The 20,148-nt window shown below is 60.0% G+C and carries 13 protein-coding genes and 2 rRNA genes; 10 read left to right on the top strand and 5 right to left on the bottom strand.

The window, feature by feature from the left end; all coding sequences use genetic code 11:
• Positions 1-115: 115 nt before the first annotated feature.
• From R5R73_RS16005 to R5R73_RS15995, 3 genes are all read left to right on the top strand, one after another.
• A 23S ribosomal RNA gene (locus R5R73_RS16005) occupies positions 116-3,008 on the top strand.
• A gap of 186 nt (positions 3,009-3,194) precedes the next feature.
• Positions 3,195-3,309 (top strand): 5S ribosomal RNA (gene rrf / locus R5R73_RS16000).
• 395 nt (positions 3,310-3,704) lie between these two features.
• Positions 3,705-3,905: a hypothetical protein gene (locus R5R73_RS15995; RefSeq protein ID WP_071232518.1), complete on the top strand. Its 201-nt coding sequence runs from the start codon at positions 3,705-3,707 to the stop codon at positions 3,903-3,905.
• 319 nt (positions 3,906-4,224) lie between these two features.
• On the opposite strand, the gene R5R73_RS15990 is transcribed toward R5R73_RS15995, so the two are convergent.
• Positions 4,225-6,780, bottom strand: a complete 2,556-nt coding sequence (locus tag R5R73_RS15990; protein WP_322528022.1) for a membrane-bound PQQ-dependent dehydrogenase, glucose/quinate/shikimate family — start codon at positions 6,778-6,780, stop codon at positions 4,225-4,227.
• Between the two features lie 438 nt (positions 6,781-7,218).
• Here R5R73_RS15990 and R5R73_RS15985 point away from each other — a divergent pair, with 438 nt between their 5' ends.
• The 6 genes from R5R73_RS15985 to R5R73_RS15960 all read left to right on the top strand — a co-directional run bounded on the left by R5R73_RS15985 (position 7,219) and on the right by R5R73_RS15960 (position 13,191).
• A complete protein-coding gene (locus tag R5R73_RS15985; RefSeq protein ID WP_322528021.1) occupies positions 7,219-8,340 on the top strand; it encodes a branched-chain amino acid ABC transporter substrate-binding protein in 1,122 nt (373 codons plus the stop codon).
• A 122-nt stretch (positions 8,341-8,462) separates the two neighbouring features.
• Positions 8,463-9,377 carry a branched-chain amino acid ABC transporter permease gene (locus R5R73_RS15980; protein WP_322528020.1) on the top strand — a complete coding sequence of 305 codons (915 nt, stop codon included), beginning with the start codon at positions 8,463-8,465 and terminating at the stop codon, positions 9,375-9,377.
• Position 9,378: 1 nt separating this feature from the next.
• A complete protein-coding gene (locus R5R73_RS15975) occupies positions 9,379-10,407 on the top strand; it encodes a branched-chain amino acid ABC transporter permease (protein WP_322528019.1) in 1,029 nt (342 codons plus the stop codon).
• A 153-nt stretch (positions 10,408-10,560) separates the two neighbouring features.
• Positions 10,561-11,337: an ABC transporter ATP-binding protein gene (locus R5R73_RS15970; RefSeq protein WP_322528018.1), complete on the top strand. Its 777-nt coding sequence runs from the start codon at positions 10,561-10,563 to the stop codon at positions 11,335-11,337.
• A 53-nt stretch (positions 11,338-11,390) separates the two neighbouring features.
• On the top strand, positions 11,391-12,104 hold the full coding sequence (locus R5R73_RS15965; protein WP_416221244.1) for an ABC transporter ATP-binding protein: 714 nt from the start codon (positions 11,391-11,393) through the stop codon (positions 12,102-12,104).
• Positions 12,105-12,153: 49 nt separating this feature from the next.
• A complete protein-coding gene (locus tag R5R73_RS15960; protein ID WP_087718310.1) occupies positions 12,154-13,191 on the top strand; it encodes a trans-3-hydroxy-L-proline dehydratase in 1,038 nt (345 codons plus the stop codon).
• A gap of 24 nt (positions 13,192-13,215) precedes the next feature.
• On the opposite strand, the gene R5R73_RS15955 is transcribed toward R5R73_RS15960, so the two are convergent.
• The 4 genes from R5R73_RS15955 to R5R73_RS15940 all read right to left on the bottom strand — a co-directional run bounded on the left by R5R73_RS15955 (position 13,216) and on the right by R5R73_RS15940 (position 17,866).
• Positions 13,216-15,279 carry an FUSC family protein gene (locus tag R5R73_RS15955; RefSeq protein WP_087718309.1) on the bottom strand — a complete coding sequence of 688 codons (2,064 nt, stop codon included), beginning with the start codon at positions 15,277-15,279 and terminating at the stop codon, positions 13,216-13,218.
• 5 nt (positions 15,280-15,284) lie between these two features.
• On the bottom strand, positions 15,285-16,289 hold the full coding sequence (locus tag R5R73_RS15950) for an HlyD family secretion protein (protein ID WP_322528017.1): 1,005 nt from the start codon (positions 16,287-16,289) through the stop codon (positions 15,285-15,287).
• Positions 16,289-16,507 carry a DUF1656 domain-containing protein gene (locus R5R73_RS15945; RefSeq protein ID WP_071231466.1) on the bottom strand — a complete coding sequence of 73 codons (219 nt, stop codon included), beginning with the start codon at positions 16,505-16,507 and terminating at the stop codon, positions 16,289-16,291. The genes R5R73_RS15950 and R5R73_RS15945 overlap by 1 nt, the downstream gene beginning before the upstream one ends.
• Positions 16,508-16,930: 423 nt before the next feature.
• Positions 16,931-17,866, bottom strand: coding sequence for a LysR family transcriptional regulator (locus R5R73_RS15940; RefSeq protein ID WP_071231468.1), 936 nt, complete (start codon positions 17,864-17,866; stop codon positions 16,931-16,933).
• Positions 17,867-18,085: 219 nt separating this feature from the next.
• On the opposite strand from R5R73_RS15940, the gene R5R73_RS15935 reads away from it, so the two are divergent.
• Entirely contained in the window at positions 18,086-20,053 is a 1,968-nt protein-coding gene (locus R5R73_RS15935) for a ligand-gated channel protein (RefSeq protein ID WP_322528016.1), read from the top strand.
• Positions 20,054-20,148: the final 95 nt, after the last annotated feature.

The following is a 20,148-nucleotide window of genomic DNA, read 5'->3' as shown; positions in this document are numbered from 1 at the left end:
ATTTGGATCATGCTGACAGTTCTTCTCTCTAGAGAAGAACAAAACGAGATACGTCTCAAGCGTATCCGGCAATTGTCGAATGATTAATCACTGACCAGACTCCTTCGGGTTATATGGTCAAGCGATTAAGCGCACACGGTGGATGCCTTGGCAGCCAGAGGCGATGAAGGACGTTGTAGCCTGCGATAAGGTTCGGTGAGGTGGCAAACAACCTGCGACCCGGACATTTCCGAATGGGGAAACCCACCCAGCATAAGCTGGGTATCCCACACTGAATCCATAGGTGTTGGGAAGCGAACCGGGAGAACTGAAACATCTAAGTACCCCGAGGAAAAGAAATCAACCGAGATTCCCCCAGTAGCGGCGAGCGAACGGGGAGTAGCCCTTAAGCATGTGACTGGTTAGACGAACGCGCCTGGAAAGGCCGGCCATAGTGGGTGATAGCCCCGTAGTCGAAAACCTGAATGTGTGAAATCGAGTAGGTCGGGGCACGTGAAACCCTGACTGAACATGGGGGGACCATCCTCCAAGGCTAAATACTCCTGGCTGACCGATAGTGAACCAGTACCGTGAGGGAAAGGCGAAAAGAACCCCGGAGAGGGGAGTGAAATAGATCCTGAAACCGTGTGCGTACAAGCAGTGGGAGCAGACGCGTTCTGTGACCGCGTACCTTTTGTATAATGGGTCAGCGACTTATATTCAGTGGCGAGCTTAACCGTATAGGGGAGGCGTAGGGAAACCGAGTCTTAACTGGGCGACCAGTCGCTGGATATAGACCCGAAACCGGGCGATCTATCCATGGCCAGGGTGAAGATTGAGTAACATCAATTGGAGGCCCGAACCCAAGTATGTTGAAAAATGCTGGGATGAGCTGTGGATCGGAGTGAAAGGCTAATCAAGCTCGGAGATAGCTGGTTCTCCTCGAAAGCTATTTAGGTAGCGCCTCACGTATTACCGCCGGGGGTAGAGCACTGTTTCGGCTAGGGGCCCATCCCGGGTTACCAACCCGAGGCAAACTCCGAATACCGGTGAGTAGAGCGTGGGAGACACACGGCGGGTGCTAACGTCCGTCGTGAAAAGGGAAACAACCCAGACCGTCAGCTAAGGCCCCCAAATTCTGGTTAAGTGGGAAACGATGTGGGAAGGCATAGACAGCTAGGAGGTTGGCTTAGAAGCAGCCATCCTTTAAAGAAAGCGTAATAGCTCACTAGTCGAGTCGGCCTGCGCGGAAGATGTAACGGGGCTCAAACCAGATGCCGAAGCTACGGGTTCATCCTTATGGATGAGCGGTAGAGGAGCGTCGTGTAAGTCTGTGAAGGTGTGTTGAGAAGCATGCTGGAGATATCACGAGTGCGAATGCTGACATGAGTAACGACAAGGGGAGTGAAAAACTCCCCCGCCGGAAGACCAAGGTTTTCTGTTCTATGCTAATCAGAGCAGAGTGAGTCGGCCCCTAAGGCGAGGCTGAAAAGCGTAGTCGATGGGAAACGGGTTAATATTCCCGTACCGGATGTGATTGCGATGGGGGGACGAAGAAGGCTAGGTGAGCCAGGCGTTGGTTGTCCTGGTGAAAGTCAGTAGGCTGAGGACTTAGGCAAATCCGGGTCCTTTAGGCCGAGAGACGAGACGAACGGACTACGGTCCGGAAGTCATCGATGCCACGCTTCCAGGAAAAGCCTCTAAGCTTCAGATCACATGCGACCGTACCCCAAACCGACACAGGTGGTCAGGGTGAGAATCCCAAGGCGCTTGAGAGAACTCGGGTGAAGGAACTAGGCAAAATGGCACCGTAACTTCGGGAGAAGGTGCGCCGGCTTAGGGTGAAGGACCTCGCGTCCCGAGCTCGAACCGGTCGAAGATACCAGGTGGCTGCAACTGTTTATTAAAAACACAGCACTCTGCTAACGCGTAAGCGGACGTATAGGGTGTGACGCCTGCCCGGTGCCGGAAGGTTAATTGATGGTGTTAGCCCTCGGGCGAAGCTCTTGATCGAAGCCCCGGTAAACGGCGGCCGTAACTATAACGGTCCTAAGGTAGCGAAATTCCTTGTCGGGTAAGTTCCGACCTGCACGAATGGCGTAATGATGGCCACGCTGTCTCCACCCGAGACTCAGTGAAATTGAAATCGCAGTGAAGATGCTGTGTACCCGCGGCTAGACGGAAAGACCCCGTGAACCTTTACTATAGCTTCACACTGGACGCTGATGTTGCTTGTGTAGGATAGCTGGGAGGCTTGGAAACCGGGACGCTAGTTCCGGTGGAGCCAACCTTGAAATACCAGCCTGGCATCATTGGCGTTCTAACTTGGCACCGTGATCCGGTGTGAGGACAGTGTGTGGTGGGTAGTTTGACTGGGGCGGTCTCCTCCGAAAGCGTAACGGAGGAGCACGAAGGTACCCTCAGCACGGTTGGAAATCGTGCATTGAGTGCAAGAGCATAAGGGTGCTTAACTGCGAGACAGACACGTCGAGCAGGTACGAAAGTAGGTTCTAGTGATCCGGTGGTTCTGTATGGAAGGGCCATCGCTCAACGGATAAAAGGTACTCCGGGGATAACAGGCTGATACCGCCCAAGAGTTCACATCGACGGCGGTGTTTGGCACCTCGATGTCGGCTCATCACATCCTGGGGCTGAAGTCGGTCCCAAGGGTATGGCTGTTCGCCATTTAAAGTGGTACGCGAGCTGGGTTTAGAACGTCGTGAGACAGTTCGGTCCCTATCTGCCGTGGGCGTTGGAGATTTGAGAAGTGCTGCTCCTAGTACGAGAGGACCGGAGTGGACGCACCTCTGGTGTTCCGGTTGTCACGCCAGTGGCATCGCCGGGTAGCTATGTGCGGACGGGATAACCGCTGAAAGCATCTAAGCGGGAAGCCTTCTTCAAGATGAGATCTCCCCGAGACTTCGAGTCTCCTAAAGGGTCCAGCAAGACTAGCTGGTTGATAGGCACGATGTGGAAGCGCTGCAAGGCGTTGAGCTAACGTGTACTAATGCCCCGTGAGGCTTGACCATATAACCCCAAGGGGTTTACGGCACCGGTACGAGACGTACCGCGTGCGATCGGTGATGATCACCGACAGACTGGATACGCCCTGTCTTGAAGAGCAGGCAGGCGAGACGTGTCTCGGTCAGCATGATCCGAATCGGTTGGGATGAGGGCAAATTGCAGTCACGCCACGCATCCCGACGTCAGTTTTGCCTGACGACCATAGCGAGTGGGAACCACCTGATCCATGCCGAACTCAGTAGTGAAACCGCTCAGCGCCGATGGTAGTGTGGGGTCTCCCCATGTGAGAGTAGGTCATCGTCAGGCATCTATACCGAACCCCGGCCATTGGTCGGGGTTCACTTATTTAGGGGTCTCCCATGGAGAGTCCCGGAACGCCGGCCGAATCATCGTCAGGCATCTATCCGAAACCCCAGCCCAACAAGGCTGGGGTTTTTTTATGCCCGCATGAAACGTCACGGGCCATGCTGGCCCGACTCTATCATGCGGGTTGGAGGAGAGTTCCTTCGTTACTTCATCGTTATTCCTGCAATCTCATCGCAAACGGAGGAATCCTGACGCCAGGCGCAGACACGCTTTTGACCGCTTTCGAATAATTAGGAGAAATTAGGGAAGGTCGCTTCGAAGTTGGCTGATTCTGCAAACTGTAGCTATGGTTGTTAGGGCAAATACATGGAAGCAGTTGCTCAGGAGGATGCGAGATGCGCACTGACCTATTGAAGAAAATGGCGATGGCTATGCTATTAGGCCTGATGGCATTTGGCGTTGTGGCTTGCGATAACGACGAAGGGCCAGCAGAAGAAGCCGGAGAGTCGGTCGATAATGCCGTGGACAACGCAGGCAGCACGATGGAAGACGCTGGCGAAGAGATTCAGGAAGAAGCAGAGGATGCGCAGAATTAATTCTGTCATGGTGTCAGCGTAGGGTAAGACAAAAAACTCTGCGTTTGTCACCGTGGTTGCCTGAAAACTAAATCAGGCGGTAATGGAGAAAAAGCCCGAGTGCCTTTCTTTCGGTACTCGGGCTTTTCATTGCTATTGGGATAGACGTCCAACAGTGAACAATGAGATAGTCTTGGCCTACGCTATCACCATCTCGCGATAAAAGAACGGGCGGCAGTGTCGGTGACACCGCCGCCCATTATTCTTTAGCGCTGACTTTTTGCCGGCTCCCTGAATGGATTTTATCCAGACAGGGAGTGGCGCTGGCCGAGACCAGTAATCAGCTATCGTCACTCTTGGGGAGTGCATAGGCGATCACATAGTCACCGGAAGGGGTCTCCATGAAGTGGTGCCCGGTGGCGACGATAACGACGTACTGACGTCCATTGGCTTCATACACCATCGGGTTGGCTTGGCCACCTGCCGGCAGCGGTGCCTGCCAGACGGTCTCACCACTCTCGATGTCGATGGCGCGGATCAGGTCGTCGGTTGCTGCGGCGATAAAGATCAAGCCGCCGGCAGTAACCACGGAGCCGCCATTGTTGGGCGTACCGATATCGATCGGCAGACCGGAGCGGATACCCCACGGGCCATTGGCTCGCGCCGTGCCCAGCGGTCGATCCCAAAGCGTGTCGCCACTGGCCAGATCGATGGCGCGGATGTGTCCATAGGGCGGCTGCTTGCAAAGCATGCCGGTGTAAGGCACGCGCCAGCCGGCATTGACGTTGATCGCGTAGGGCGTGTTGGCCTGCGGATCACCGGCGCCCTCGGCGCCACCGCTGTCCTCTTGCTGCTCTTCGCGCGGTACCCAGCCGAGCTTGTTGGCGACATCGCGCGGCACCAGCTCGTTGTAGTTGGGCATGTCATTGTAGTTGGCAATGATCACACCACGACGCGGATCGATCGCCACGCTGCCCCAGTCTGAACCCCCGTTATAACCGGTGTACTGGATCCACGGCTGTTCAGCGGTCGGCGGCGTGTACATGCCTTTCCAGCTCGCTTGCTGGTACTGGATGCGGCAGAACAGCTGATCGAACGGGGTCATGCCCCACATGTCTTTCTCGTCGATATCCGGCTGACGCAGCGTTGCATAGAGCGAGAACGGCTGGGTCTCGCTGCGCTGATCCGGCTCGGCACCGCCCTGGGGTACCGGCCGCTCTTCGGCACCACCGCCCAGCAGTTCGCCGGTCTCGCGGTTGAAGACGTAGATCTCACCCTGCTTGGTTGGCATGACCAGGGCCGGCACTTCGCCGTTTCCAGTGGGAAAGTCGATCAGTGTCGGCTGTGACCCTGGATCGTAGTCCCAGACATCCTTGTGGGCGGTCTGGAAGTGCCACTTCGGTAGACCGGTCTCGACATCGAGCGCCACCATCGAGCTGGCCCACTCGTTCTCTTCCGGGGTCCGCGAGCTGCTCCAGTAATCGGCGGCGCTGTTGGCCATTGGCAGGTAGACCAGCCCCAGCTTGCTGTCACCGGCCGCAGTGGTCCACATGTTGGGCGAGCCACGCACATAGGTGTCGTCACCGGTCAGGGGTTCGCTCTGATCCGGGCGACCCGCGTCCCATGCCCACTGCAGTTCACCGGTGACGGCATCGAATCCCTTGATCACACCGGAGGGCGGATAGCGGCGCTGACCATCGAGCACCTGGTGGCCAGTGACCACAACGTCGCGGACGACGACAGGCGCGGAGTTGATCGAGACGTAGCCCGCCGGGGTTTCACCCATATTGCGCTTGATATCGACCTGGCCGTTGTCACCGAAACCGGTGCAGGGCTCTCCCGTCGCGGCGTCGACTTCGATGATACGGCCATCGAGCGTGCCGGAGATGATACGCGTACGGCAGGCCTGCTCGTCATTGGAGGCAACCGCCGGCTGCTGCGGTGCATCACCGGCAGGCGCTTGCTCGTCACCTTCCTGGGTGGCGGTGGCCGCGGTCTGCTCACCCTGATCATCGGTAGCTGCCGTGTCGGTCGGCGGATTGAGCCGATCCTCCGGCACTTCGTAGTAGGTCACACCGCGGCAGGCAGCGGTATACGGAATCGCGTCTTCCGAAACCACCGGGTCGTAACGCCAGTTCTCTTCGCCAGTTGCGGCATTCAGAGAAATCAGAATGTTGCGTGAGGTGCACAGGAAAACGTTGTCGCCGACTTTCAGCGGCGTCGTTTCGGCGCCCCAGCGATGATCCAGCACGTCGCCGGTGCGATACTGCCATGCCACTTCCAGATCGCCGACGTTATCGGGCGTGATTTGAGCCGAGGGCGAATAGCGCGTGGCAGCGGAGTCGCGGCCGTACGCGGCCCAGTCCTCGTCGGCTGGCACATCGGCAGGCTGCGCATTGCCGACATCCGTCGACAGCGACTGTTCTGCCATTGCCGGGACGTCCTCGAGGTGCTGGTAACCGCGGCCGGGCAAGAAGGCCAGGGCGCCAGCGACGACCAGCCCCAGGAAGAGAACGCCAGCGAGGGAGAAGCCGGCCTTGCGTGATGGGCCATTCTTGAGCCCCGGGGTTACCAGTGCGACCAGAATGGCGAGAATGAGCACGACATCCAGACGGGGAATCCAGCGCCAGTAGTTCAGCCCTGACTCCCATGCCGTCCATAAAAACGTGCCGATGAAGACAACGCCGAAGATCCCCGCGCCGGAAACTCGACCACGAAATAGCTGAATGCCGGAAATCAGCATCAGCACGCCGGCGATGACGTAATACCAAGAGCCTCCGAGTGTCGCCAGATAGGCGCCCCCCGCTCCCAGCGCTAGACCCACGAGCGCGACGATAAGTCCGACGAGCTTGGCGAAGACGCCGCCAGCACCGCCGGAAGAAGTCGAAGTGGCCATATCTTCTCCCTTGAATGACATTTTGAGTTCAAACTGACCGCATGCTCCGATGCGGCGCTTATCAACGCGGCTAAATGCCACATTGGATAAGGGTAGTCATGGTACATCAGACTGGCGATGAATTCAGATCAAATACGAACTCATCACCGTCCTTTTTGAATGCGTCGGCCACCTTGGGAAGCCGTTCGAGCACGCTTCGGTGTCTGGCCGACCCTCTTCTGGATGGCGACGTGGACCCGGTGTCATTCAAGCTTCTTGTATATTTTATACAAAGCGCATAGTGTCGACGAAAAGCCGGGTGCCACAAGCGGCCATTTCATGGCAGGCTTTACAAGATGATTACAAAAACGGGATCGGAACGGCATTGCGCCCGACCCCTTTGCAGTACCCACAAACGTGTTGCACGAACAATAAACGCTGAAGGGAGAGGTTGCTGTTATGGGTAAGCTACTCAAATTGATTGCGTCTGCCGCTGTCGTCAATCTGGCGGCGGGTTCACTGGCCATGGCTCAGGATGGCCCGATCACCCTGGGTGTCCAGGTACCGACGACCGGTTCGGAGGCGACCTACGGCAAGGATATGTTCAACGCCATGTCGCTGGCCGCCGATGAAATCAATGCCGAGGGCGGTTTGCTGGGCGGCCGTCAGATCGAGTTGGTGACCGGGGATACGGCCTGTGATCCGCAGCAGTCCGTCAACGCGGCCAGTCGCCTGGCCTCTCAGGAAGTCGTCGGTGTGGTTGGCGGCTACTGCTCCGGCGCGACGCAGCCGACGCTCAAGACCTACGGCGATGCCAACATTCCCTTCGTGATCGTGGCCGCCAACTCCACCCAACTGATCCCGGCGAACCCGGGTAACGCGGTGATGATCAACTCCACCGGCGACGATCAGGCGAAGACCGCGCTCGAGTTCTTCGAGGGCAAGGGCATCGAGAAACTGGCAATCGTCAACCAGGGCGACGCCTATTCTCAGGATCTGGCCAATCTGACCCGAGACGCCTGGACCGGTGCCGGTCACACCGTCTCGGCCTTCGAATACGTCAACAAGGGGGAGCAGGACTTCTCCGCGCTGGTCAACAAGATCCGTGGCTCCGGTGCCGAAGCGGTTTTCTGGACGGCCTACTACGCCGATGGCGGTCTGCTGATTCGCCAGCTGCGTCAGCGTGGCTTCCAGGGCACCATCGCCGTGGGTGACGGATCCAACTCGCCGGAACTGTTCAATATCGCCGGTCAGGCTGCCGAGGGCGTGTTCGCATTCTCCAACCCGACAGCCGACTTCCTGCCGGCCGCCAAGCAGTTCACCAGTGACTACCAGGCCAGGTTCGGCAATTCGCCGGGGCCGTATGCGCCGCTCGCCTATGACGGCATGCAGCTGATGGCCTGGGCGATCGACAAGGCCGGCTCCACCGATGGCGATGCCATCATCAAGGCGCTGAACAGCGCCGACGGGCAGGAGTGGCTGGCCGGTCCGATCTCCTTCACGCCGCAGCACACGCTGGCACGCAGCAACTTCGTGGTGCTCGAGGGCCAGGGCGGCAAGTGGACTCGCTACGAGGAATGACGATTCCCTCTTCGGTTCGAGTCTTGGCTCGAACCGAAGGCGTCGTCGCGCGTCGCGGGGCGTGAAACCCGCGACTCGCTCGCTCTCCTCATCCGCTTTCCGCTGTTCAGAGACGCACGCCCATGACCTGGTACGATTCTTTTCTGCAGCAGCTCGTCGACGGGCTGGTGCTAGGCTCTTTCTATGCCCTGGTGGCGCTCGGTTACACCATGGTGTTCGGGGTCATCAAACTGCTCAACTTCGCCCATGGCGATCTCTACATGACGGGCGCCTTCGCGGGCTTCGGTGGCCTGTCCCTGGTTTCCGGATTCCTCGGCGCTGGCTGGATCGGCATCTTCGTTGCGATGCTGCTGGCCATGATCGCCGTCGGCTGCCTGGGGGTGGTGATCGAGCGGGTGGCTTACCACCCGATGCTCGGCGCGCCGCGGCTTTCGATCCTGATCACGGCGCTGGCAGTGTCGCTGGTGCTGCAGAACGCAGCGCTGGCGCTGACCGGTGGTCAGTACACCGCTTTCAGCACCGATCTCGGGTTCGGCGGCTTCAATCTCGGCAATCTTTTCCTCTCTCACAACCAGATCGTGCTGGTGGCGACCGCTGCGGTATTGATGATCGCGCTCGAGCTGTTCGTCTCCAGGACGCTTTACGGCCGGGCCATGCGGGCGGTTTCCATCGACAAGGACATGTGCCGGATGATGGGGATCAACGTCTCCGCCGTCATTGCGGTGACCTTCTTCATCGGCTCGGGGCTGGCGGCCGCCGCAGGCACCATGGCTGGCGCCTATTACGGCAGCATCTGGTACTTCATGGGCTTTCTGATCGGGCTCAAGGCATTCACAGCCGCGGTGATCGGCGGGATCGGCAGCATCACCGGCGCCATGCTGGGCGGTCTGATCCTGGGGTTGCTGGAGTCCTTCGGAACGCACATTCCGTTCATCGGCAGCGAGTGGAAGGACGTCTTCACCTTCTCGATCCTGATTCTGGTGCTGGTGTTCAAACCCACCGGCCTGCTGGGCAAATCCGAAGTGGAGAGGATGTGACATGGACAGACATTCGCCACCCACGACGCCCGATACCCACAAGCCTGATTTCCACGAGTCTGATTTCCACGAACCCAGGCCACGCAATCTTTTCCAGCGTCTCTACGCGGCGTTTGAATCGCCAGGCCGGAGACGGGCACTTCATCTCGCCATCATTGCGATCCTGATCGTCACGCCCTGGATCTCGAGTCAGTACACCACGGTGATCCTGACCAACGCGCTGCTCTACGTGGTGCTGTGCCTGGGACTCAATATCGTGGTCGGCTACGCCGGTCTGCTCGATCTCGGCTACGCCGCCTTCTTCGCCGTTGGTGCCTATACCATCGGCATTCTGACGCAGCAGTTCGGCGTCAATTTCTGGGCGGCGATTCCCTTCGCGCTGCTGGCAGCGGCACTGGCCGGCGTCATCATTGGCGGGCCGACGTTACGCCTGCGCAGCGACTATCTGGCGATCGTGACGCTGGGCTTCGGCGAAATCGTGCGCTTCACCGCCCGAAATCTCGAGATCACCGGCGGCGCCAGCGGTCTATCGCACATTCCGGAGCCATCACTGTTCGGCTGGCACATCGATAGCTCGATCGACTTCTACTACGTCTTCGTGGTGTTGGCGGTGCTGGCATACATTGCCAGCCAGCGGCTGTTCGATTCGCGTCTCGGCAGGGCTTGGCTCTATGTCCGCCATGATGAAGATGCCGCCGAGGCGATGGGTATCAACCGGGTCGCGACCAAGCTGGCGGCGTACGTGATCGGCGCCATCTTCGGGGCGATCGGCGGCATCTTCTTCTCGGTAAATCTGGGCGCCATCTCGCCGGAAAGCTTCAGCTTCCAGCAGTCCGTGCTGATTCTGCTGGCGGTGGTGCTCGGCGGCATGGGCAAGATACCCGGCGTCATCCTGGGCGCCTTCATCGTGGTGCTGGGGCCTGAATTGCTGAGGGATTTCGGCACCCTGCGACTGCTGATATTCGCCGTGCTGCTGTTGCTGATCATGCTGTTCCGGCCGAGTGGTATCTGGCCCGAGAAGCGTTCATGAAAGGTACCTACAAAAGGGCTGCGCTCGACGATACCGCGTTAAAAATGGCCTCGGAGTACTCATTTACCCGAGTAAACTCCGTTTCCTCGGCCATTTTTGCCTTGTCTCGCCTTCGCTCGCCTGTTCTGTAAGCACCTTTTTGAGGAGTTCTTGATGCTGCTGCAACTGAAACAGGTGTCGCTGAGCTTTGCCGGCAACACCGTCCTGCACGAGGTCGACTTCGGCGTCGAATCGGGACGCATTCATAGCCTGATCGGCCCCAACGGGGCCGGCAAGACATCGATGTTCAACGTCATAACCGGGTTCTATCGCCCCCAGCAGGGGGAAATCACGCTGGATGGCGAGTCCATCGTCAAGCGCAAGCCGCACGCCGTGACGCGGCTGGGCATCGCGCGGACTTTCCAGAACGTTCGGCTGTTCCGGGAAATGTCGGTGCTGGAGAACGTCATGGCCGGCCAGCATTGCCGGACGCGATCGGGGGCGCTTGCCGCCATTCTCCGGCTGCCGAGTCAGCGTGCAGAGGAACGCCGGATTCTCGAAACTAGCCTGGAGTGCCTCGATTTCGTCGGTCTGCTGGGGCATCAGGATCGGCTGGCCACCAACCTCGCCTATGGTCATCAGCGGCGTGTCGAAATCGCCCGCGCATTGGCGACCCAGCCCAAGCTGCTGCTGCTCGACGAACCGGCAGCGGGCCTCAACAGCGGCGAGAAGGAGGCGCTGGTCGAGTTGATCCGGCGCATTCGTGACGAACGCGGCATCGCCGTGCTGTTGATCGAGCATGACATGAGCCTGGTGATGAATGTCTCCGAGCGCATCAGCGTGCTCGACCACGGCAGTCTGATCACCGAAGGCGACCCGCACACCGTGCAGAACGATCCCAAGGTGATCGAGGCCTATCTCGGCCAGGACGATGAGGAGCTGGCACTGTGACGGAAACCCTCACTCAAACCGATAGGCCGGCAAGCACCGTGCGGCCTGGCAAGGTGCGGCTGAGCATTCGCGATGTCGAAGCCTTCTATGGCCAGATCCAGGCGTTGCGGGGCGTGTCGCTGGATGTCCACGAAGGGGAAATCGTGACCCTGCTGGGCAGCAACGGAGCCGGCAAGTCGACCACGCTCAAGACCATCTCCGGACTGGTCCGAGCCCGGCGCGGCGACGTCCAGCTCGAAGGGGAATCGATCGCCACGCTGGCGGCCCACGAGATCGCCCGTCGCGGCGTGGTTCACGTCCCGGAAGGCCGGCGTATCCTGCGCGGGCTGACAGTCAAGGAGAACCTGGAACTGGGCGCCTTCACGGTCAAGGACAACGCCTTGCGCCGCCAGCGGCTCGATGAAGTCTACGAGCTGTTCCCGATCCTGCACGAGCGTCGCCATCAGGACGGTTCGCTGCTCTCCGGCGGTCAGCAGCAGATGCTGGCGATGGGACGCGCGCTGATGCACGGCCCCAGCGTGATGCTGCTCGACGAACCCTCCATGGGGCTGGCGCCGAAGCTCGTTACCGACATCATGCGCATCATCAAGCGCCTGAACGAAGCGGGTACCACCATTCTGCTGGTCGAGCAGAACGCACGGCTCGCGCTGCGGCTGGCGCATTACGCCTACGTGATCGAGAACGGCGAGATTCGCATGCAGGGCGAGGCGGCGAGGCTGCGTGAAGACGAATCGATCGTGAAGGCCTACTTGGGTGTGGGTGAATGACAGGGCGTCGGTGAATGACTCGGTAAATAACGAAGTATCGGAGAATCGTATGCAGACCACTCGCGTGATCCATAGCGTCAGTTGTCATGCCGAGGGAGAAGTAGGGGATGTCATCGTCGGCGGCGTGGCGCCGCCACCCGGCGAGACGCTGTGGGAGCAGTCGCGCTGGATCGCGCGTGACGAAACGCTGCGCAACTTCATGCTCAACGAACCCCGTGGCGGCGTCTTCCGGCACGTCAACCTGCTGGTGCCGCCCAAGGATCCACGGGCGCAGATGGGCTGGATCATCATGGAGCCGGAAGACACGCCACCGATGTCCGGCTCCAACAGTCTCTGTGTCGCGACCGTGCTGCTCGAAACTGGGATCCTGCCGATGCAGGAGCCCGAGACACATCTGGTGCTGGAAGCGCCCGGTGGTCTGATCGAGGCCGTGGCGCGCTGCGAAAATGGTCGGGTGCTAGACGTCACCGTGCGCAATCTGCCGGCGTTCGTCGATCGGCGAGACCTGCGGCTCGAGGTGGAAGGGCTCGGTACGCTGCGTGTCGACACGGCATTCGGCGGCGACAGCTTTGTGATCGTGAATGCCGAGGACCTCGGTTTCAGACTGGAACCGGACGAAGCGCGGGATCTGGTCGAGGCCGGCATTCGGATCACCGATGCCGTCAACGCGCAGTTCGGTTTCCATCACCCCACCAATCCCGACTGGAAGCACGTCTCTTTCTGCCAGATTGCCGCGCCGCTCAGGCGGGAGGGTGATGCCTGGCTTGGCCGCAATACGGTGGCGATCCAGCCGGGCAAGCTCGATCGTTCTCCCACCGGAACCGGCTGCTCGGCGCGCATGGCGCTGCTGCATGCACAGGGCAAACTCAAGCAGGGCGAGACCTTCATCGGTGAATCGATCATCGACTCGCGCTTCTACTGCCGGCTCGATGGCACGACGCGGGTCGGCGACAAGGAAGCGGTGACGCCGCTGATCCGGGGGCGAGCTTTCATCACCGGTACACATCAGCACACCCTCGACCCGCGTGACCCGTGGCCTGCCGGCTACCGTCTCGCCGACACCTGGCCGCGTATCGGTCGTCGATGATAGGCATCAGGCCGCCGGTCGCGATCAGGAGGTGACGGGTTCGGGCTGGCGGTCGGGCTTGATATGCGGGCGCTCGGCCATGATGTGCCCGAGGCGTTCCAGCGCCAGTTCCAGTCGTTCGACCAACCCCACCAGCAACACATGGTGATCCGTCGAGGCATCGCCATGTTTGACTATAGCCTCTTCCAGACGCTCGCCCGCCTCGCGGATCCCCTGCGGCTGGCGGCCGTTGGCACTCTCCTCGAAGCCGGTGGCCAGCGCCTGAAGCAGCTGGCGATGGGCGCGTCGAATGACCGGATGGGGCGCATCATCGAGTCGATCGCGCAGGCGTAGCGTAGCGGTGCCCAGATCCAGCCCCGTCAATCCGAGTATGAAAAGGTGGCGCTGATCCTGGGGCAGCATGTCGTCGTGCTGGGCCAGTTGCAGGATGCGATCCGCCATATGGCCAATGAAGCGGGTTTCGGCATCGCGTATCGACCGCCGCCGCAGATGATGAATATCCCTGGAGATCGCATTGATCAAGCGGCGCCGACGCAGGCGCGTGCCCAGACCGGGCAACAGCCGGAAGCCCACCACCACGCAGGTGAGGCCGATGATCACCGCGACCGCGCGATTGGCGAAGCTGTCGAAAGAGAAGTCCATGTTGTTGCCGGGCATGGTCAGCAGGATGTTGAAGATGGTGAAGGCCAGGCAATAACCCATCGTCGCCGGATTGGTCGCCCCCATCAGCCCCAGAAACAGCGGCGTGCCGAACAGCAGCGCCAGCATCGGAAAGCCGTTGGCCTGCGACAGCAGTACATGTCCGAACAGGAACGCGCTGGGAATGGCGGCGAGCATGCCCTTGTAGAACATCATGGTGATCGCGACCGGATTGTCTCGGCTGGCAAAGAAGGACGAGAATAGCGTGCCCAGCAACATGGCAATCATGGCGCTGTTCCAGGCCGTGAGAATCCAGAACGTGGCGAGCGTGCCGAAAACGATGCCCGAGCGAATCGCATTGATAGCGGCGGCGAGATGATCGCGGTGCCAGGCCAGAGAAGCGGAGCGCAACTTGTGCGAGCCAGGTGAGGCGATCGCTTCGCGGGCGTTCAGCATGACCATGGCATGGCCGATCGATTCGCGCAGCCCCAAGTGTGCGCGTCGGTCCAACGGTGCCATGCCTTTTTCGTCGCTCTGGTGCACGAGGTGACGCAGCTTCTGAAGTTCCTGACGCCCTTTGACAACGCCCCTGACTTGCTCCGCCTCGCGAAAGCCTTGGGCGACCTGGCGTGCGATCTCGATGCTGCGCGGATCCAGCTTGTCGGCATGGTCACGCATCATTTGATGCAGCGCCTGGAGATTGGCCAGGAAGCGCAGCGTGCGTCGGGTCAGAACGTGGGTGGCACGGACGCGGCCCGGGCCTTCCGGACCCTCGAAGCGCGCCGCCTGGCTATCCGTTTCCAGCGTGGTCAGCGGGCCGAGGCTACCCCGCAGCGCCTTCTGCATGGCGGGAATGTCGTCGCTCGCCTCCAGGCGCAGGGCCGCGTTCTCGAACGCTTCGTTGATGACGCTATCAGCTTGAGTTGAGAGATGCTTGCCGACTCGGGAGGGCCACAGCAACGAGCTGACCAGGGTGGCACAGATCGCGCCCAACCCCAGTTCCGACAGTCGCGCCACGGCGATGTCGAAGATCCCGCCGGGCGTGCTGCCGTTGGAGATCACCACGATCAGCATGGCGGTGACGGCTGCCATCAGACAGCCGTAGGTATAGTTGTTGCGCCACAGCGAGCCGACATAGGTACACAGCATGATCCATAGCGTCAGGGTCATCAGCGCGGGCACCCTGGCCTGGGCAAACAGCGACATGATGACGATTCCCGCCACCGCCCCGACGAACGTGCCGCCGAGCTGGCAGATGCCTTTCTCGATTACCATGCCGCTCATCGGGCGGATCTGCAGAAAGGCCGCCGAAATCAACGCCCAGTAAGGGCGGTCGAGGTTGAACCAGAGCGCCAGATAGAGCGCGATCATCATCGCCACGGTGGTCTTGATGGCGAACTTGACCGCCGTGGCGTCGGGCATCAGGTAGGTCTTGACGAGCGGTGGCATGGCGCTCACTGCGTGTCGTCGGCAGCGTTCCCGGCTGGCATTGCGTCAGCCGGTCTCGATTGAGCCTGCTCGGTCGGGCGCCGGTCGGCTGGCTGGGTCGGCTTCGTTGTCGTACTGACGGGGTCGGCAGGAGACTCGGATGGCGGCGTGCCGTCGCCGTGCTGAATCCTGACCGTTGCCGTCATGCCGGCGCTGAGCAGCGTCTCGTCCGGAATGTCGTCCAGGGTAATGCGAACCGGAATGCGCTGTGCCAGTCGCACCCAGTTGAAGGTTGGCTGCACTTGCGGCAACAGCTGGTTGTTGAGGCTGGTATTGGTATCGGCGATCCCCCGGCCGATGCCGGCGACATGTCCATGCAGATGGGTATCGCCATTCATCAGGATGACCTCCGCGGGATCGCCGACATCGATGGAGGACATCTTGGTCTCTTCGAAATAGCCCATGACGTAATAGGAGTTCGACTGCACCAGCGCCATCACCGATGTGCCTCGACTGACATAGTTGCCGGCCGACAGCTGCAGGTTGAGCACATGGCCGCTGACCGGCGCGACGACGCGGGTTCGCTCCAGATCGAGTTTGGCGCTGGTCAGATCGGCCTGGGCCTGCTTCAGATCGGCAGCGGCGACACGACTGTTGATCTGAGCAATCTGGCGATCTTCTGCGCTGATCGAACGGTTGCTCAGTTGGTTACGGCGCTGGGCTTCCGTCTGGCGTAGCTGCAAGGTGGCCTCGCGGTTTTCCACCGTCGCCTGGGCCTGATCCAGCGCCGCCTGATAACGCGCCTTGTCGATCTCGAACAGGGTATCGCCCTTGGCGACGAAGTCGGTGTCGTTGACGTTGAGCGTGCGTACCCAGCCGGAGACATCCGGCGCGATCGTGATCACTTCCGCCCGCACGCGGGCATCCCGCGTCCAGGGGGTGAAAAGATAGTAGTTCCAAAGCCAGATGCCGGCGGCCACGGCGATCGCGACGACGACGAGGGTCATGAGGATACGTAGCGAATTGCGCATCAAGTACTCTCGAGCAGGACGGAAAACAGAAAGGTAATGCCGGCAGTGAACAGCACGAACAGCGAGACGTCGAACCAGGCTTCATACCACAAGGCGCGCTGCCCGATCACCCAATGCAGCAACCAACGCAGGAAGAGGGTGGCGATGAAGCCAAAGAAGGCATAAATCAGCAGTGGGCTGAGAAAGATCCCGCCAACGGCAATTTCCTGTAGACCCATATCTTCCCTGTTGGCCGCGTCGTGATTCGACAAGCGATCAATGTTAGCACGCTATTCAAGTCGCTGTCAGACATGCGGCACTGGAGTCGCCGCGTCTCTCCTGCAGTCTAACCGGAAAAGCCGGAATTCGCGTACCTGGCCCGTATGAAGGAAAGGGGCATCAGTGGCATGCAGGGTAGGTATCGAAAGAACGAGTATCGAAGGAGCGGGTAGAGCCCCTTTCCAGTGATCAACCAGACGAAATCGAAAGGGCCTGCCTCGCCAGCAGACAACTGCAAGGCATCGCCTATGCGATAGTCGATCCACTTTGCCAGTCCGGCCCGTTCGGCCATGTCCCGCGCATAGAAGGACTTTTCGGCTTCCAGCCCCATGGTAATGACCTGACCACCCGCAGGCGTGCGGTATCGGCAAGGTGAATGGTGTTCAGCGATCGACGGCCGGGGCTGGCAGCTCCGCTGTCTCGCGTTGCCAGGCGGCCGGTACCGATTGGCGTAACTGCTCGATCAGTGCAGTGATCTTCCGGGGCTGATGGCCATAGGGATAAAGCAAGGTGACCGGTAACGGCGGCGCCTGCCATTCTCCCAGACACGGCACCAGGGTTCCCGGGTGATGGCGCAGACGGCGTTCGGCCATCCAGTGGGGCATCAGCCCCAGCCCTTGGCCACGAGCGATGGCATCGGCATGTAACGCCAATTGATCGACACGCAGCCGGCTGCCGGCCGACGGAAGGTGGTAATGGCCCTGGTAGGGGTGGCTCAGCGTCACGCCGCTTTCGGTATCGCCGAGCAGGTCGACCCAGGCGTGGTTTTTCAGTTCATGCGGATGGCCTGGCGCGCCCCGGTGACGGAGATACTCGGGATTGGCGTAGATGCCGCGCGTGATCCAGCCCAGCACCTCCTGGCGAAGGCCGCATTCCACCACCGCTCCGACCCAAAGGTGAAGAGCACTGCCATCCGGTATCGAAGGGGCCGATCGAAGGGTGCGCACTTCCAGCCTGGCCTTGGGGTGGCGCTCCAGGAAGCGCTCTGCCTGCCTCGCCACGAAACCGCGCGCCAACGCCGAGTGAACCTTGACGATGACCTCACCGCTGATTTCCGCCTTCAAGTCGTCCAGCGCCAGATGGCTCTGTTCTGCAATGCGCAACATCTCCCGCGCGTAACCCAGGAAAAGCCCGCCGGCCTCCGTGGGCATCAGACGGTTGGCCTGGCGCCGGAGCAATGGTTGGCCCAGCCGGGTTTCCAGGTGCGCGATGCGGCGACTCAAGGTCGATTTGGCGACGCCCAGGCGACGAGCGCTCACCGTCAGGCTGCCGGATTCCATCACATCAGCGAAGGTCGCGAGTTCCTCGAGATCGTACATGAATTCCCTGGCAAGCCAGCCCGGTGGCGTGGGCGAGTTATAGCGTGAATGAAAATGGTTATCAGAAACTTTAACGGTTTTATCGTTTCGACGCGATCTTCCAGTGGTTGCGAAAAACGCAACGCACTGTCGCGAGATTTTAGACAGGGAGTATGGAAGAATCTAAATGATAAGAATTTGCATTATCGATCAGGCTGGCGCTTCATCTCAAGGGAACCGATGAACATGAATTCCGCTATCTCGCCACGCATCACGTGGTTGGGCTTGGCCATCGCCGGCGTTTCCGGCTTCTCCCCTCCTGTCATTGCGGCCGAAAATATGAGCCCAATGGTTGTTACCGCATCGGGCTATGCGCAACAGATCACGGATGCGCCGGCTTCCATCAGCGTGGTCAGCCGTGAAGAGCTGGAGAACAAGCATTACCGCGATATCACCGATGCCTTGATAGATGTGCCTGGGGTCGTCGTCACCGGCGGCGGTTCATCCCAGGACATCAGCCTGCGTGGCATGGGGGCCAAGTACACGCTGATCCTGGTCGACGGCAAACGACAAGGCTCGCGAGAGACGCGTCCCAACAGCGATGGCCCCGGCATCGAGCAGGGTTTCTTGCCGCCGCTTTCGGCCATCGAGCGCATCGAGGTGATTCGCGGCCCGATGTCCTCGTTGTACGGCTCCGATGCGCTGGGTGGCGTCATCAACATCATTACTCGGAAGGTCGCCAACAAGTGGGGCGGCAGCGTGACCGCCGATACCACCATTCAGGAGGATTCCGACTCCGGCGATATCGATCAGACACGTTTCTACGTCGGTGGGCCGCTCAAGAACGACGTGCTGGGCTTGCAGGTTTACGGCCAGTATTCGCAGCGCGACGAGGACGAGATCGTCAATGGCTACAACGACCAGAACATGAGAAGTGGTACCGCCAAGCTCAGTTGGACGCCAACGGACAGTCAGACTCTCGACTTTGAAGCCGGGGTGAACAAGCAGGAGCGTACCTCCAACCCGGGCAAATCCAGTGAAGCATCGGATACGCGAAACGAGCAGGATTATATTCGCCGCCACTATGCCGTGACGCACCAGGGGCGCTGGGACTTCGGTACCACCGACAGCTATGTACAGCGCGAGGAAATCGACAACCCTTCACGCGACATGACTTACGATAGCACGGTGTTCAATTCCCAGACCGTGATGCCGCTGGGGATGCATATCGTCACGCTGGGTGGGCAATACGAGTACCAGAAGCTGAGCGACGAGGGTAACGAGGCGGGTGACCTGGACGAGCTTACCCGCTGGCAGTGGGCGTTATTTCTCGAGGATGAATGGCTGCTGACCGAAGACTTTTCCCTCACGGGCGGTGCACGCCTCAACAAGGACGAAAACTACGGGACACACTGGTCGCCGCGGCTGTACGGGGTGTGGAACCTCGCGCCGGAATGGACGGTCAAGGGCGGCGTGACCAGTGGCTATCGGGCACCGGATCTACGTCAGGCCTCTCCTGGCTGGGGACAATCCACGGGGGGGCGCAACGGCAATGCCGTGATTCTGGGGAATCCGGATTTGAAACCGGAGAAAAGTCTCAATCATGAGCTGGGCGTGATCTGGGATAACCAGCAGGGCACCCAGGCCGGATTGACCGTCTTCTACACGGACTTCAAGGACAAGATCACGGAAGACCGGATCTGTGATATCGACAACGGCGATGCAGTCTGCACCTACGATGGGCATGACTATGACTTCATCAGCAAGCGCTATAACGTCGACAAGGTCACCATGCAAGGTATCGAGGCGATGCTGACCTTGCCGCTGGGCAGGGATTACTCGCTGAGTACCAATTACACCTACACCGATTCCGAGCAGAAAAGTGGCGAGTACGAGGGCATGCCCCTCAACAACCTGCCCAAGCACATGGCCAATGCCACCCTGAACTGGCAGCCGGAAGGCGCGCTTTCCGCCTGGGCGCGGGTCAACTATCGCGGCCGCACGAGCGAAGGAACGGGCCATCGGGGCATCGAGAAGAAGATTCCTTCCTATACCTTCGTCGATGTCGGTGCAGCCTATCGATTGACCTCGAGTGCCACGCTGTTCGGCGGTGTCTACAACGTCTTCGACAAGAACGTGGATTACGAAGATTTCGAAAAAGTGCTGGATGGTCGCCGCTATAACGCCGGTATTACCGTGAAGTTCTGAGCCATCGCTCATTTGGCAGTTGTTCATCCGGTCGGAGAGCCTGCCGCGAGCCGTGGAAAGCGGCTCGGGCAGGCATTCGATCAGGCTCAAAAGGA

It is taken from the genome of Salinicola sp. LHM, assembly GCF_034479735.1.
In the GTDB taxonomy this organism is placed as follows: domain Bacteria; phylum Pseudomonadota; class Gammaproteobacteria; order Pseudomonadales; family Halomonadaceae; genus Salinicola; species Salinicola salarius.
The sequence above is the reverse complement of the archived record's forward strand: the minus strand, read 5'-3'. Positions and strand labels throughout refer to the sequence as shown.

Coding starts and splice junctions, on each gene's coding strand:
- R5R73_RS15970 (WP_322528018.1), top strand. CDS start 10,561: ATGCTGCTGCAACTGAAACAGGTGTCGCTGAGCTTTGCCGGCAACACC.
- R5R73_RS15950 (WP_322528017.1), bottom strand. CDS start 16,289: ATGCGCAATTCGCTACGTATCCTCATGACCCTCGTCGTCGTCGCGATC.
- R5R73_RS15990 (WP_322528022.1), bottom strand. CDS start 6,780: ATGGCCACTTCGACTTCTTCCGGCGGTGCTGGCGGCGTCTTCGCCAAG.
- R5R73_RS15985 (WP_322528021.1), top strand. CDS start 7,219: ATGGGTAAGCTACTCAAATTGATTGCGTCTGCCGCTGTCGTCAATCTG.
- R5R73_RS15980 (WP_322528020.1), top strand. CDS start 8,463: ATGACCTGGTACGATTCTTTTCTGCAGCAGCTCGTCGACGGGCTGGTG.
- R5R73_RS15975 (WP_322528019.1), top strand. CDS start 9,379: ATGGACAGACATTCGCCACCCACGACGCCCGATACCCACAAGCCTGAT.
- R5R73_RS15995 (WP_071232518.1), top strand. CDS start 3,705: ATGCGCACTGACCTATTGAAGAAAATGGCGATGGCTATGCTATTAGGC.
- R5R73_RS15945 (WP_071231466.1), bottom strand. CDS start 16,507: ATGGGTCTACAGGAAATTGCCGTTGGCGGGATCTTTCTCAGCCCACTG.
- R5R73_RS15940 (WP_071231468.1), bottom strand. CDS start 17,866: ATGTACGATCTCGAGGAACTCGCGACCTTCGCTGATGTGATGGAATCC.
- R5R73_RS15955 (WP_087718309.1), bottom strand. CDS start 15,279: ATGCCACCGCTCGTCAAGACCTACCTGATGCCCGACGCCACGGCGGTC.
- R5R73_RS15960 (WP_087718310.1), top strand. CDS start 12,154: ATGCAGACCACTCGCGTGATCCATAGCGTCAGTTGTCATGCCGAGGGA.
- R5R73_RS15935 (WP_322528016.1), top strand. CDS start 18,086: ATGAACATGAATTCCGCTATCTCGCCACGCATCACGTGGTTGGGCTTG.